Source organism: uncultured Planktosalinus sp. (genome assembly GCF_963973675.1).
GTDB lineage: Bacteria > Bacteroidota > Bacteroidia > Flavobacteriales > Flavobacteriaceae > Planktosalinus.
Window position 1 is genome coordinate 1 of record NZ_CAXBAN010000027.1, and the last position, 12,150, is coordinate 12,150.

A 12,150-nucleotide genomic window follows, 5' to 3' on the forward strand; every position below is an offset into this window, starting at 1 on the left:
AAACCGAAGTCACTCAATGATAAGCTTACCCGGAACATTCAAATTGGCTTAAATGATCGACTCTCCTTTACAAAACACTTATTTGAGGGCAATAGTGATGAATACCACAGAGTAATTTCACAAGTAACCACAATGAAGGATTTTAATGAAGCCAGAAATTTTATTGAAACTACCGTTAAACCAGATTATAATTGGGAAGGAAAAGAACAACACCTGGAGCGTTTTTTATTATTGATTGAGAAAAAATTTATTTAACTAATGTCAAAATTATATCTGGTTCCCACACCCATTGGAAATCTTGAAGACATGACGCTTCGGGCCATTCGCGTTTTAAAGGAAGTTGATTTGATTCTTGCAGAAGACACCCGAACCAGCGGTAAACTGCTAAAGCATTTTGAAATAGGCACCCAGATGCATTCTCATCATATGCACAATGAACATAAAACCATTGAAAACATTGTTAATCAAATCAAAGCAGGTAAGTCTGTTGCATTAATAAGCGATGCCGGAACGCCGGCCATAAGCGATCCGGGATTTTTACTCACTCGTGCCTGTGTTGAAGCCGGTATTGAAGTCGATTGCTTGCCCGGAGCAACGGCTTTTGTTCCCGCTTTGGTTAATAGTGGTTTGCCAAACGATAAGTTTGTGTTTGAAGGATTTCTTCCTGTTAAAAAAGGTCGTCAAACCCGATTGCTAACCCTTGCTGAAGAAACCCGCACTATGATTTTCTATGAATCTCCCCACAAACTTTTAAAAACTTTGTCAAACTTTACAGACTATTTCGGCGAAGACCGAAAAGTTTCTGTTTCCCGTGAAATTTCAAAATTGCATGAAGAAACAATACGCGGTAGCGTTAAAGAGGTCCTTATGCATTATACAGCAAAACCTCCCAAAGGCGAAATTGTAGTGGTGGTGGCAGGGAAATCATAATTTATTGATGCTTCCCTTTTTCCCAGCCGTTTTTGCCCAAATACTTTTCACCACTTTCCACCGCACCTTCTTCAATGGTAGTTCCCATAGAATCGTTCCAGCGGTTGAGGTAGCCAAAAAGTGAGATCACACCCAACATTTCAACAATTTCGCCTTCATTCCAGTATTCATAAAGGCGTTGTTTAATAGTTTCATCAACAGCATTAGGCACTTGGGATGCCGCTAGTGAAAAGTCGAGTGCAGCCCTTTCTGCCTCTGAAAATGCAGAATGGGTGCGGTACTCCCAGATATTGTCCAGTTGTTCCTGCTCAGCGCCATACCGCTCTGCGGCCCTGATTGCGTGAGCCTGGCAATACCGGCAACCGGTGGCATTGCTGCTCACCCAGGCAATCATGCGCTTTAATGACGAGGTCACGCGGCCTTCATTGACCATCACGGCTTTGTTGAGGTTTATAAATGCTTTGGAAATCGTCGGGCGGTGTTGCATTGTCAAAACCGAATTAGGACAAAACCCTAAGGTTTCATTAAAAAATTTGGCAAGCTCTTGGGTTTCTTTGTCATGCTCTGGTGAAAGCGGAGTTACTAATGGCATAATTGAAAAGTTTAATTTGTATTTTTGGAGTACACAAGAAACAAAATATTTAAATATGAACCACACCGTCACCACAACCTGGAAACAAAACCTGCAATTTGTATCAGACAACCCCTCAGGGCACAAAGTATTGATAGACACCTCTGTTGAAAACGGAGGACAAAACAGCGGTCTAGCGCCAAAAGCAATGATGCTTTCCTCACTGGCTGGCTGCTCGGGACTGGATGTCATTTCTATTTTAAATAAAATGAAAGTAAAAGTCAATGATTTTAAAATCACCACCACCGGCAAACTCACTGAAGAACACCCCAAATACTACCACAGCGTTCTTGTTATTTACCAGTTTTTTGGAAAAGAGTTGCCGCAAGACAAATTAAAAAAAGCCGTAGATTTATCTGTAGAAAAATACTGTGGCGTAATGGAAATGTTCAGAAAATTTGCTGAAGTCACAATTGAAATTCAATATATAGAATCTTAGTTTTAAGAATAGTTTTTGGAATTTTTAAACTTGGAATTTACACATGCATTGGACTCTTAAACCAAAACCCGAAGCTAAAAAAGTAAAAATGCTTGCTCAGGACCTGCAGGTTGATGAAACCATTGCAACACTCTTGTTGCAACGCGGTGTGGAAAGCTTTGAGGATGCCAAAAAGTTTTTCCGTCCGTCGCTGGAGGATTTGCACGACCCATTTCTGATGAAGGATATGGATAAAGCGGTGGAACGTATTGAACAAGCTATAGCCAATGAAGAAAACATCCTTGTGTTTGGCGATTATGACGTGGATGGCACCTCTTCGGTCGCTTTAATGTCCTCTTATTTGCTTTCTTATTACCCCAATGTGGCGACCTACATTCCTGATAGGTATGAGGAGGGGTATGGCGTGTCTTATCAGGGCATTGATTTTGCTGAAGACAATAACTTTTCGTTGATTATCGCATTGGATTGTGGTATCAAGGCTATTGACAAGGTCGCTTACGCGAAAGAAAAAGCTATTGATTTTATCATCTGCGATCACCACAGACCGGGTGAAAATCTTCCTGACGCAGCCGCGATTCTTGATCCCAAAAGGAATGATTGCTCTTATCCCTATGACGAACTCTGTGGTTGTGGAGTGGGTTTTAAACTCGTGCAAGCACTTGCCGGAAGACGCGGTCAAAACATAAATAATTTGATGCTCTATCTAGACCTGGTTGCAACAGCAATTGGCGCAGACATCGTGCCGATGACGGGTGAGAACAGAGTGCTGACTTACTTTGGTTTGCAGGTCATCAACACCAATCCCAGACCTGGATTTCAAGCGATTATTGAACAAATTAAAAAAGACAAACTGGAAGTGAGTGATGTGGTCTTTATCATAGCTCCACGCATCAATGCCGCCGGAAGAATGAAACACGGCCAGCACGCCGTCAACCTAATGACCGAAACAGACCTTGAACAAGCAAAAATATACGCACAAGAAATAGAAGCTTACAACCTCGACCGCCGTGAAACTGACCGTGAAATAACTGAAGAAGCACTGGAGCTTATCAAATCCAACGGCGAAGAAGAACGATTTACCACCGTGGTTTATCAGGAGCATTGGCACAAAGGCGTGATAGGCATTGTTGCCTCCCGCTTGACCGAAACCTATTACCGCCCCACTCTCGTTTTTACTAAAAGCGGTGACAAACTCGCTGCCAGCGCCCGCTCTGTAAAGCATTTTGATGTGTACAATGCCATTGAAGCGTGTGAGGATTGCCTGGAACAATTTGGCGGACATAAATATGCCGCTGGATTAACACTGTTACCCGAACAATTTGAAGCCTTTAAAAACAAGTTTGAACAAGTGGTCAAAGAAACCATTGATGTAAAACTACTCACCCCGGAGATTTCAGTGGACCTAGAAATTGATTTAAAAGACATCACCCCTAAATTTTTTAGGGTATTAAAACAATTTGCCCCTTTTGGCCCCGGCAACATGACCCCGGTATTTATGACCCAAAACCTTCAGGATACAGGCTGGAGCAAACAGGTGGGTGAAGACAAAAGCCATCTCAGGGTGGTGGTCAAGCAAGGCAACTCGGCATCCTTTACCGGCATAGGCTTTGGAATGGGAGAACAGTATGAATTGATCAAAGACAAAAAACCCTTTAAAGCTGTGTACTCGCTGGATGAGAATACTTGGAATGGGAATACTACTATACAATTGCGGTTGAGGGATTTGAAAAAATAAATTTCTTTATTTAGAACCATTTTAAATAAAATTTTTATTTTTGTGAATTCATTCTCAGCAATGGAAAAGGAAATCTGCAAAATTTATCACAACCCCATCGGGATTGCCTTCAGGTGGCAAATACCATTTGAAAAGACTTCAGAAAATGTACAGGTGGTGTTCAATAATATGGGCTTTCACCTTAGTAAAGAGGAAATCGAGCTGTTCTCATATCAGGTAGCGTGCTCAAGAGAATCGATTTCAAGTTATGACCGTTGTGCTTTCAAAAAAGACTGTAAAAACATTTTACTGGAGACGCCTTCAGCTTCTGTGAGTCTGGCAGTCAATGAAAATGAGCTGGAGCAATTGGATGATTTATTAAACGGGACGTTGTTTTGGATAAACCTGAAGGATTATCTGAAGAATCACTGTAAAAATTAAGGCAAAAATAAAGCGAAAAAACAACCCTTTTAGTCTGTAAAACTCTGAAAAGTTTACTCAAACTTCTCCAACAAAAACCGCTCCCCATCAAACACCCCGTAGGTAAAATGCGTAATCCAATCGCCTAAGTTAAAATAAGTGCTATTTTCACCCACTTTGATTTCCATTGGGAAGTGGCGGTGACCAAAGATAAAGTAGTCAAAGTGTTTGTTTTCCAGTTTGCGTTTGGAATATTGTGCGAGCCATTCGTTTTCTTCTCCTAAAAAGTTGACGTCCTCATCACCTGAAATCAGTTTGTTTTTTACCGAAAGATGTTTGGCTAAACGCACTCCCAGGTCCGGGTGCAGCCATCTAAACAGCCATTTGCAAAAGGGGTTGGTAAACACTTTTTTCATGCGTTTGTACCCTTTGTCACCGGGCCCCAGGCCGTCACCGTGGCCAATAAAAAACAGCTTGTTTCCAAGGGTAAATTCTTGTGGCTTATGAAACACAGGGATGTTTAGCTCCTTTTTAAAATAATCATCCATCCACAAATCGTGATTTCCCACAAAATAATAAATGGGAATGCCTGAGTCACTGAGTTCGGCCAATTTGCCCAAAACCCTAACAAAGCCTTTAGGAATCACTTGTCTGTATTCAAACCAAAAATCAAACAAATCTCCCAACAAAAAAATAGCTTCGGCATCGTCTTTTACAGTATCCAGCCATTTTACAAACACTTTTTCACGCGGAAGACTTTCATCGGCATTGGGAGCGCCCAGATGATTGTCGCTGGAGAAATAGATTTTTTTGCCTTGAGGAATGTTCATTCAGTTGTTTTGATAGTGTAAATATAAGTAAATGAATGAAGTTTATTCATTGTCTGAAGCATACCATTCTGCAAAACTGCTTTCAGTTTCCTGGAGTTTCAAGGAGTGGAGTTGTATGTTTTTTGGAAGGCGGGCCTTTATTTTTTTTGAAAAGTCGATGACCATATTCTCGCTGGTGGGTTGATAATCCACTAAAATCACGTGGTGATCGCGGTCTGAAAGTTCTTTGGCGAGTTCAATGTGTGGGGTGTTTTTATTAAAGACCGTTGCGTGGTCAAACACATCCACAATCTCCTCTTTTATAATTTTTTTCAAATCACTGAAGTCAATCACCATTCCATATTTCACATGGTTTGAATCGGTGATGGGTCTTCCGATTACCGTTACCGAAAGTTTATAGCTATGCCCATGCACGTTACGGCATTTGCCGTCATAGCCATACAGGGCGTGACCGGTTTCAAAATTAAACTGCTTGGTGATTCTGATCGTACTCATACTTCAAGTTTCTGATGCAAAGATAAGGGATTTTGATTCTTTTTAAGAAGATGTCAAACCATTGATTTTCTGAACTATATTTGCAGGCTTTTTTTAAACACCTTATGGCAACTATGCAGGAAATATTTGAACAACTCGAGTTTGTTGAAAACCCGATGTATGAGCGCATCATCAGTGATTTGATGGAGCAACAATACAGCATCGTGGAAGGTTTTTTTTCGGCTGATGAGGTGATTGCTTTGCGCAATTCGCTGTTGGAAAAATATGAAGAAGATGCCTTTAAAAAAGCCGCTATTGGGAATCGTGTAAATGAAATCATTGAAAAATCTGTGCGCGGTGATTTTATTCTTTGGTTGAATGAATTGGAAGTAAATGCGGCTGAAAAAACCTTTTTCAAAAGGCTCAACAATATGATTTCATACCTGAACAAAACCTGTTTTATGGGCATCTTGTTCAAAGAATTCCATTATGCGCTTTATCCAAAAGGAACTTTTTACAAGCGGCACCTCGATACCTTTCAGAATGACGATCGTAGGAAGTTATCGATGGTTTGTTACCTCAACGAGGAAAACTGGCAACCGGAATATGGCGGCGAACTGGTTTTATATCTAAATGAATACGGAAAGGAAGTGGCAAAAACAATTTATCCTTTTCCCGGAAGGATGGTTATTTTTGAAAGCCAGATTCTGGAACACGAAGTCAAACCCGTTGAGCAAAAGCGAATGAGTATTACCGGCTGGTTGAAAACGCGTTAATCTATGGAAAGTTTGGGAAGAATCATTTTTCTGAATTGATACACCAGTGTGCCACCCCTTATAATTGCCCAGACTGAGAAAGCAATCCACACGCCATACAATTGAAGTCCAAAATAGTCAGTTATAAAGATCACCGGAATAAAACCGATAAATGTAGCGGCAAGCAACACATTCCTCAAGTATTTCATTTCACCCATCCCTTTAAAAATCCCGTCAAAAATAAAAGCTATTGCATTGAGGGGCTGCAGTAAAATAACGATAAAAAACACTTCCTTAAAACGCACCAAAACGGCGTCGTCATTGGTGAAAATAGATCCCAGCGGTTCATAAAGCAACCACCCTGTTAACATTAAAAGCACAGCAACCATTAATCCGTATGCAACAACTTTTTTAGAAAGCTCCCATAACTGTTTGTAATCCCTTGCCCCCAGCAGTTTGCCCGCAAGGATATTTCCGGAAGAGGCATAACCGTCGATGAAAAATGCAGAAAACAACCACAAATTTAAAGCAATGGTTTGAGCAGCAATAAAGGAGGTCCCATAGTCAGTAGCAAAAGCGTTGGCAAAATATATGGCTGTATTCAAGGCTATCGAACGTAAAAATAAATTTAGGGCCATTCCTGCGAGTCGGTATAATTCGGGGTGTAAAGGCAGCTTCAGTTTCAGGCTGATATCTGTTTTCCAAAGCAAAAGCAAAAAAGAAAGCAACGCCATCAATCCCTGCGCAATCAAACTAGCCCAGGCGGCACCTTTTAAGTGCATGGGTTCGACCCAGCCATCAATTCCATAAACTAAAGCAAAGTCAAGGCCGATATTTACAGCAGCTCCAATGAGCGCAACCGTCATTGGCCAAAAGGTGTTTTGAAGCCCCCTGAAAATACCAAAAATAGCAAAAGTGAAAAGCGTCAAAGGAAAGCCCCACACCCTTATGTTATAATAATCTACACTAAATTGCAAAATTAAGCCCGAAGCATTGTAGAGTTTGAAAATTCCTTCGACAAAAAAGATGGTGCTCAGCAGGATGAAGATGCTCAACAGTACGTTAAGATAGATGGCTTGAGCCGGAAGTGTCTTTACTTCATCAAGTTTCCCAGCTCCTAAATACTGTGAAATAATAGCCGAAATGGCACTGCGCGTTTGTCCTAAAATCCAGATTAATGCAGAAAGAAATGAACCCACAATCCCGACGGCGGCAAGTGCCTCGGTTCCATTTTCTGTAATATTACCCACCACGGCAGCATCTGTTGCAGAAAGAACAGGCTCTGCAATACCGGCTATTAATGCCGGAATGGCAAGGCGGTGAATGTTTTTAAAGGAGAGTTCATTTTTCAAAACCGCTTAACTTAAAATAAGAAACCACAAGCGTCAAGGCTTGTGGTTCATAAGGTGGAGAAGATGGGACTCGAACCCACGACCTCTTGACTGCCAGTCAAGCACTCTAGCCAGCTGAGCTACATCCCCGATTGAGGGATCAAAAATAATTAAAAAATATCATTCTTCAAGCATCACATAAAAGTTTATAAAAGATTTATTAATGAAAAATTGAAGAAAGATACTCGAGGTAATTATCCGGTTTTAAACTTTTGATTTTTCTTTGGCTTCCATGTTAATCAAGTAGGCCATGTTTTTAACTATATTTTCGTGTTTTGTAACAAAGGGATTTTCAATATCCCATACATAACCTGCCAAAACTGAGCAAATTTTTCGTTTTACATCAGGGTTTTCGGGTTGATGGAAAAATAAGGTTTGAAGGTTTCCGGTATACCATTCTTTTACATAGGTTTTAAATACTTCAACCCCTTTTTTCATATAGCCTTCATAAGATTTTTCCCAATCAACCGACTCACCATCTAGCTGCTTTTTAATCAACTTTGCTGCCAGCATTCCTGATTCAGTAGCAAAAGCTACCCCTGAAGAAAACACCGGGTCTAAAAATTCTGAACTGTTCCCAGTCAAGGCAAAACCATCACCATACATTTTTTTAACAGCACGAGAATAATTCATCAGTTTTATTGGATTAAATAGAAAGGGAACTTCACCAAATCTCTTTTTATAAAAGTCAGATTTTAAAATGGCGGTTCTCAATGCTTCAGCAGGGTCGTCATTTTCAGAAAGCTTGTTGATATAGTCTGTGGGTGCTACAACGCCAATACTTGTTTTTCCATTTGAAAAAGGAATAACCCATAACCATACTTCGGTTTCGATAATATCAAATGAAATCAAAGTGCCTTCCTCACCCGGCGGTCTGTTTACATCCTCAACGTGAGAAAAAACAGAGGAATGTGGATCAAGACCTGAAGGGGTGTCCAAATCAAGTAATCGCGGCAACACCCTGCCAAAGCCACTGGAATCTATGATGAATTTTGCGTGTATGGTTTTGAGGTTTCCTTCTGCGTCTTTTACTGTTGTTGTAGAATGTGATCCTTGAAAATCAACTGCGGTCACTTCGCTGTTAAACTCAAGGTCTACTCCCTTTTTAATAATTTCCTGCGACATTACATAGTCAAAATCAGCTCTAGGGACTTGCCAAGTCCAGTTCCAGCCTTCAGAAAACTTTTTGCTAAAATCAAAGTGACAAACATCTTCACCCCTTATGAATCGAGCGCCAAATTTTTTTTCAAAATTCATAGCATTTAACGCGGGCAGAAGACCTGCTTCTTCAAAATGATCCATTACCCTGGGAATTAAACTCTCACCTACAACTAAACGAGGGAATGTGGTTTTTTCAACAACCTTAACTTTTACACCTTGCTGGTGTAAATAAGAGGCAGAAACACAGCCTGAAGGACCTGCGCCAATAATGAGGACATCTACAGATTCATTTAACATAACATTATTATTTGTTCTTAAAAATCTTACATTTGCAATGTAAAATTATAAATATTAATTTGATATACACTTCAAATTAGCACATTATATAAATTGATTTTTCTAAATGACCAAAATATACAAAGAATTAGATTTAAAAGCATTTAAAGAAATTGTCTTTCACAATCAAAAACTTGAATTAAGTGAAGAAATTATTTCAGGTGTGGAAGCAAGCTTTCTGTTTTTAAAAGACTTTTCTAAAAATAAAGTTATTTATGGTGTCAATACAGGTTTTGGCCCAATGGCCCAATACCGCATTAAAGATGAAGACACCATTCAACTTCAATACAATCTTATAAGAAGTCATTCTTCCGGTATTGGCAAACCACTTGCACCGGAATATGTGAAGTCCTCCATACTGGCAAGATTACACACCCTGTCTTTGGGCTGCTCTGGCGTACATCCGTCAGTAATCAACCTAATGAAGGAGTTGATTAACAGAGATATAACCCCTTTGATATTTGAACACGGAGGCGTAGGTGCCAGTGGAGATTTGGTACAATTGGCGCATCTGGCGCTAGTGTTAATTGGTGAGGGTGAAGTATTTTACAAAGGCACCCGAATGAATACTTCAAAAGTTTTTGAAATTGAACAACTAAACCCAATTCAGGTTGAAATTCGAGAGGGGTTGGCATTGATGAATGGAACCTCTGTAATGACAGGCATTGGTATAGTAAATGCTCATCGTTCAAGGCAGTTGCTTGACTGGATGCTTAAAGCTTCTTGTGCAATCAACGAGTTAGTTGAAGCTTATGATGACCATCTTTCAGAAGGACTCAATGGTGTTAAAAAACACCACGGACAACAAGAGGTGGCAGCAATAATGAGAGGCTACTTGTCAGACAGTCAACTAATAAGAAAACGGGAAGATCACCTTTATAACGGAACAAACAAAGAAGATGTTTTCAAGGAAAAAGTACAGGAATATTATTCGCTGAGATGTGTGCCGCAAATTCTTGGACCAGTTTTAGATACTATAATAACAACTGAAAGTGTTCTCGAAAATGAAATCAATTCTGCCAACGATAATCCCATTGTAGATGTTCAAAACAAGCAGGTATATCATGGTGGAAACTTTCATGGCGATTATGTTGCCTTAGAAATGGATAAATTAAAAATAGTTGTCACAAAATTAACAATGCTGGCAGAGAGGCAGTTAAATTATTTGATGAACAACAAACTCAATGAAATTTTACCTCCTTTTGTTAACTTAGGCACATTGGGTTTTAACTTTGGTATGCAGGGAGTTCAGTTTACTGCAACGTCAACAACTGCAGAAAACCAAACCCTTTCAAACCCTATGTACATTCATAGCATTCCAAATAACAACGACAACCAAGACATCGTGAGTATGGGAACCAATGCGGCTGTTATGACATCAAAAGTTATTGAGAACGCATTTGAAGTCTTGAGCATAGAACTTATTACTATCGTTCAGGCTATCGATGTATTAAAATGTAAAAACAAAGTTTCATCAGTAACATATAAAATGTATGAAGAGATCAGGGCCATTATCCCGGTTTTTGAGAAGGATGCTGCGCTCTATCCTTTTATGCAGAAAGTAAAAGAACACCTTATGAAAGATCTATAAATTATAAAAACCAAGCAATTATGAAAAAAGTACTCTTATTATTCGTTTTGTGTTTTCAGTTTCTATCCGCTCAAGAACTGGCCTTAATTATGGAAAAGAAAGACATTGGTTATATTAATAAATCGGGCGAAATTGTCATTGAACCTCAGTTTAGAAAGGCAGATTCATTTAGTGAAGGATTGGCGGCCGTTGAAAAAGACAAACAATGGGGCTACATAAATACGAACGGTAAATGGGTGATTGAACCCCAATTTGATAGAGCTAAAGAGTTTAATGACGGAATTGGTGTTGTCGAAAAAGACAAAGAATGGTTTTATATTAACAAAAAAGGAGAACGCCTTTTTACTCCTGACACTGACAAAATTTATGATTTTAACAATGGCCTGGCCTTTATCAGAAATGACAAAAAAATTGGTCTGATTAATACCAAAGGTGAAACAGTTCTTTCACCCACGTATGATGTTATCAGAGATTTTAAGGGAAACCATGCACGCGTGAGAAATGACGGTCTATGGGGAATGATTGATAAAACAGGAAAACTTGTAATTTCTGTTGAATATGACGACCTAGGAGAAATGCATAAAAACGTCACATTTGCCAAGAAGGGTGAGGTTTATGGCTTGATTTCTAATAATTCGTTTACACCTGTGCCAGACGCAGAAAGAATTTGGGATTTTCACACTACAGATTTAACCTATGCTCAAAAAGAAGGTAAAATAGGCTTTATAGATACAAAAGGAAAATGGGTAATCGAAGCAAAGTTTGACAAAGCCAAAGCTTTTGAAAGTGGCTTAGCTCCCGTATATACTGATGGTTCCTGGGGTTTTATCAACACTTCAGGAGACATGGTTGTAAAACCCTCATACAATGACGCTGAAGTATTTAGCAAAAGTGGTTTAGCACCGGTAAAAGATGGCAAGGAATGGGGCTTTATCAACACAAAGGGAGAATTGGTTATCCCTGCAGAATATCAAATTACTGCCGGTTCATTTGGAGGACTATTTGGAGGCGAGGACAAAGGATTTATTGACGGTGTTGCCAGAGTAAGACATAAAAAGTCCTGGGGCTTCTTAAAAACTGATGGATCAATTCTGGGTGGAAAAATGTATGACCGCGCTGAATTATTTCAAAAATAAAAGACATTCATGATTACAAAAAAAGTTGCAATTGTTACAGGAGGTTCCAGAGGTATTGGAAGTGCTATTTGTCAAACTCTTGCTAAGGAATCAGATTATTACTTATTGATTAACTATACTTCAAATCAATCAGCCGCTGAGACGACACTACAAAAAGTTGAAGAAAACGGAGGAACTGGAGAAATCATTAAATTTGATGTTAGCAATTCCGACGAAGTCAAAGGAGCTCTTACAGCCTGGCAGGAAGCCAACCCAGACCTAGTTGTTGAAGTCGTTGTCAATAATGCCGGTATTACCAAAGACGGGCTTTTTATGTGGATGACTAACCAAGACTGGGACAGC

The 12,150-nt window shown here is 39.6% G+C and carries 13 protein-coding genes, 1 tRNA gene and 1 pseudogene; 9 read left to right on the forward strand and 6 right to left on the reverse strand.

The window, feature by feature from the left end; translation table 11 throughout:
- Nucleotides 1-255 (forward strand): annotated as a pseudogene (locus tag AACY61_RS02035) (hypothetical protein); the annotation flags it as partial.
- 3 nt (nt 256-258) lie between these two features.
- On the forward strand, nt 259-930 hold the full coding sequence (gene rsmI / locus AACY61_RS02040) for a 16S rRNA (cytidine(1402)-2'-O)-methyltransferase (RefSeq protein ID WP_339609706.1): 672 nt from the start codon (nt 259-261) through the stop codon (nt 928-930).
- A gap of 1 nt (nt 931) precedes the next feature.
- Here the strand turns inward: rsmI and AACY61_RS02045 are convergent, their stop codons facing one another.
- On the reverse strand, nt 932-1,522 hold the full coding sequence (locus AACY61_RS02045; RefSeq protein WP_339609708.1) for a carboxymuconolactone decarboxylase family protein: 591 nt from the start codon (nt 1,520-1,522) through the stop codon (nt 932-934).
- Between the two features lie 55 nt (nt 1,523-1,577).
- Here AACY61_RS02045 and AACY61_RS02050 point away from each other — a divergent pair, with 55 nt between their 5' ends.
- Genes AACY61_RS02050 through AACY61_RS02060 form a run of 3 tightly spaced genes read left to right on the forward strand, consistent with a single transcriptional unit; the run spans nt 1,578 to nt 4,155 of the window.
- A complete protein-coding gene (locus AACY61_RS02050) occupies nt 1,578-2,000 on the forward strand; it encodes an OsmC family protein (protein WP_339609710.1) in 423 nt (140 codons plus the stop codon).
- Nucleotides 2,001-2,043: 43 nt separating this feature from the next.
- Nucleotides 2,044-3,735, forward strand: a complete 1,692-nt coding sequence (recJ, locus tag AACY61_RS02055) for a single-stranded-DNA-specific exonuclease RecJ (RefSeq protein WP_339609711.1) — start codon at nt 2,044-2,046, stop codon at nt 3,733-3,735.
- Between the two features lie 42 nt (nt 3,736-3,777).
- A complete protein-coding gene (locus tag AACY61_RS02060; RefSeq protein ID WP_339609712.1) occupies nt 3,778-4,155 on the forward strand; it encodes a DUF6686 family protein in 378 nt (125 codons plus the stop codon).
- Between the two features lie 53 nt (nt 4,156-4,208).
- On the opposite strand, the gene AACY61_RS02065 is transcribed toward AACY61_RS02060, so the two are convergent.
- Nucleotides 4,209-4,964 carry a UDP-2,3-diacylglucosamine diphosphatase gene (locus tag AACY61_RS02065; RefSeq protein ID WP_339609713.1) on the reverse strand — a complete coding sequence of 252 codons (756 nt, stop codon included), beginning with the start codon at nt 4,962-4,964 and terminating at the stop codon, nt 4,209-4,211.
- A gap of 42 nt (nt 4,965-5,006) precedes the next feature.
- Nucleotides 5,007-5,459: a 6-carboxytetrahydropterin synthase gene (locus tag AACY61_RS02070; RefSeq protein WP_339609715.1), complete on the reverse strand. Its 453-nt coding sequence runs from the start codon at nt 5,457-5,459 to the stop codon at nt 5,007-5,009.
- A gap of 113 nt (nt 5,460-5,572) precedes the next feature.
- On the opposite strand from AACY61_RS02070, the gene AACY61_RS02075 reads away from it, so the two are divergent.
- The gene (locus tag AACY61_RS02075; protein WP_339609717.1) at nt 5,573-6,214 is read left to right on the forward strand and encodes a 2OG-Fe(II) oxygenase; all 642 of its coding nucleotides are present in this window, start codon (nt 5,573-5,575) and stop codon (nt 6,212-6,214) included.
- On the opposite strand, the gene AACY61_RS02080 is transcribed toward AACY61_RS02075, so the two are convergent.
- The 3 genes from AACY61_RS02080 to AACY61_RS02090 all read right to left on the reverse strand — a co-directional run bounded on the left by AACY61_RS02080 (nt 6,211) and on the right by AACY61_RS02090 (nt 9,042).
- Nucleotides 6,211-7,545 carry an MATE family efflux transporter gene (locus AACY61_RS02080; protein WP_339609719.1) on the reverse strand — a complete coding sequence of 445 codons (1,335 nt, stop codon included), beginning with the start codon at nt 7,543-7,545 and terminating at the stop codon, nt 6,211-6,213. The two genes, AACY61_RS02075 and AACY61_RS02080, sit on opposite strands and share 4 nt — an antisense overlap.
- A 55-nt stretch (nt 7,546-7,600) precedes the next feature.
- A tRNA-Ala gene (locus AACY61_RS02085) sits at nt 7,601-7,674 on the reverse strand.
- Between the two features lie 114 nt (nt 7,675-7,788).
- Entirely contained in the window at nt 7,789-9,042 is a 1,254-nt protein-coding gene (locus AACY61_RS02090) for an NAD(P)/FAD-dependent oxidoreductase (RefSeq protein ID WP_339609721.1), read from the reverse strand.
- Between the two features lie 106 nt (nt 9,043-9,148).
- On the opposite strand from AACY61_RS02090, the gene AACY61_RS02095 reads away from it, so the two are divergent.
- From AACY61_RS02095 to AACY61_RS02105, 3 genes are all read left to right on the forward strand, one after another.
- The gene (locus AACY61_RS02095; RefSeq protein ID WP_339609723.1) at nt 9,149-10,672 is read left to right on the forward strand and encodes an aromatic amino acid ammonia-lyase; all 1,524 of its coding nucleotides are present in this window, start codon (nt 9,149-9,151) and stop codon (nt 10,670-10,672) included.
- 20 nt (nt 10,673-10,692) lie between these two features.
- Complete coding sequence (locus AACY61_RS02100) at nt 10,693-11,808, forward strand: WG repeat-containing protein (protein WP_339609725.1); 1,116 nt, start codon at nt 10,693-10,695, stop codon at nt 11,806-11,808.
- 9 nt (nt 11,809-11,817) lie between these two features.
- A partial coding sequence (locus tag AACY61_RS02105; RefSeq protein WP_339609727.1) for an SDR family NAD(P)-dependent oxidoreductase occupies nt 11,818-12,150 on the forward strand: 333 nt, incomplete at its 3' end.

What these genes read in the sequence shown, in the direction of transcription:
- rsmI (WP_339609706.1), top strand. Translation starts at nt 259, where the DNA reads ATGTCAAAATTATATCTGGTTCCCACACCCATTGGAAATCTTGAAGAC.
- AACY61_RS02045 (WP_339609708.1), bottom strand. Translation starts at nt 1,522, where the DNA reads ATGCCATTAGTAACTCCGCTTTCACCAGAGCATGACAAAGAAACCCAA.
- AACY61_RS02050 (WP_339609710.1), top strand. Translation starts at nt 1,578, where the DNA reads ATGAACCACACCGTCACCACAACCTGGAAACAAAACCTGCAATTTGTA.
- recJ (WP_339609711.1), top strand. Translation starts at nt 2,044, where the DNA reads ATGCATTGGACTCTTAAACCAAAACCCGAAGCTAAAAAAGTAAAAATG.
- AACY61_RS02065 (WP_339609713.1), bottom strand. Translation starts at nt 4,964, where the DNA reads ATGAACATTCCTCAAGGCAAAAAAATCTATTTCTCCAGCGACAATCAT.
- AACY61_RS02070 (WP_339609715.1), bottom strand. Translation starts at nt 5,459, where the DNA reads ATGAGTACGATCAGAATCACCAAGCAGTTTAATTTTGAAACCGGTCAC.
- AACY61_RS02075 (WP_339609717.1), top strand. Translation starts at nt 5,573, where the DNA reads ATGCAGGAAATATTTGAACAACTCGAGTTTGTTGAAAACCCGATGTAT.
- AACY61_RS02090 (WP_339609721.1), bottom strand. Translation starts at nt 9,042, where the DNA reads ATGTTAAATGAATCTGTAGATGTCCTCATTATTGGCGCAGGTCCTTCA.
- AACY61_RS02095 (WP_339609723.1), top strand. Translation starts at nt 9,149, where the DNA reads ATGACCAAAATATACAAAGAATTAGATTTAAAAGCATTTAAAGAAATT.
- AACY61_RS02100 (WP_339609725.1), top strand. Translation starts at nt 10,693, where the DNA reads ATGAAAAAAGTACTCTTATTATTCGTTTTGTGTTTTCAGTTTCTATCC.